The organism is Bowmanella yangjiangensis (assembly GCF_017255015.1).
GTDB lineage: Bacteria > Pseudomonadota > Gammaproteobacteria > Enterobacterales > Alteromonadaceae > Bowmanella > Bowmanella yangjiangensis.
In genome coordinates this window covers 1-652 of the sequence record NZ_JAFKCS010000434.1, presented here as the reverse complement: position 1 = coordinate 652, position 652 = coordinate 1, and the positions used below count along the sequence as shown (strand labels likewise).

The following is a 652-nucleotide window of genomic DNA, read 5'->3' as shown; positions in this document are numbered from 1 at the left end:
AGGGCGAGTGGTACGGCGTCAGCGACGAGGCAGCGGTCATCCGCCTGGTGGACGAGCGCCTGGTCGCGGGGCGGGCCGTGCCGGAGCTGCGTATCGACCAGCCAGACGGCGGCGCGCTGGAGCACTGAGCAGAAAGTTTTTCCACCCCTGTAACGCCAGCGGCAGGTCCGACTCTAGTGAGTTGCCGGGCCTGAACGACGATGCTTCAGCCGGCCTCTCCAATTTCCAGAGGATAAGCGCATGACTATCAAGACCACCGCCGCTGGCGCCGCCATTGCCTTCGCCGCCGCCTCGCTGTTCGCCGGCATGACCGCCAGCGTCGCCTCGGCCGAGGAAGCGACCGTACACTGCTACGGCGTGACCTCCTGCAAAGGCCAGAACGACTGCAAGACTGCCGAGAACGCCTGCAAGGGCCAGGCAGTCTGCAAGGGCCACGGCTTCAAGGTGATGACCAAGGCCGAGTGCAATACTGCCGGCGGCACCGTAGGCGCCTAAGAGCCACGAGGGGCGGCCGGCCGGTCGCCCCGTTTTCACCTGCGGAGGCGGCGATGAAAGCAACGACGATGCTCGGCCACGGCCTGGGCCTGCGCAGCGAGTACTACCAGGAAATCCTCGAACGGCGGCCCGCGGTCGACTGGTTCGAGATCATCTC

Annotated in this window: 1 protein-coding gene; it reads left to right on the top strand. The window is 66.4% G+C overall.

Features of this window, described 5'->3' with window-relative positions; genetic code table 11:
- The first annotated feature begins 240 nt into the window (after positions 1–240).
- Entirely contained in the window at positions 241–495 is a 255-nt protein-coding gene (bufA2, locus tag J0A65_RS24995) for a BufA2 family periplasmic bufferin-type metallophore (RefSeq protein WP_206596928.1), read from the top strand.
- Positions 496–652: the final 157 nt, after the last annotated feature.

Excerpts from the sequence above, each read along its gene's own strand:
- bufA2 (WP_206596928.1), top strand. The coding sequence starts at position 241 with ATGACTATCAAGACCACCGCCGCTGGCGCCGCCATTGCCTTCGCCGCC.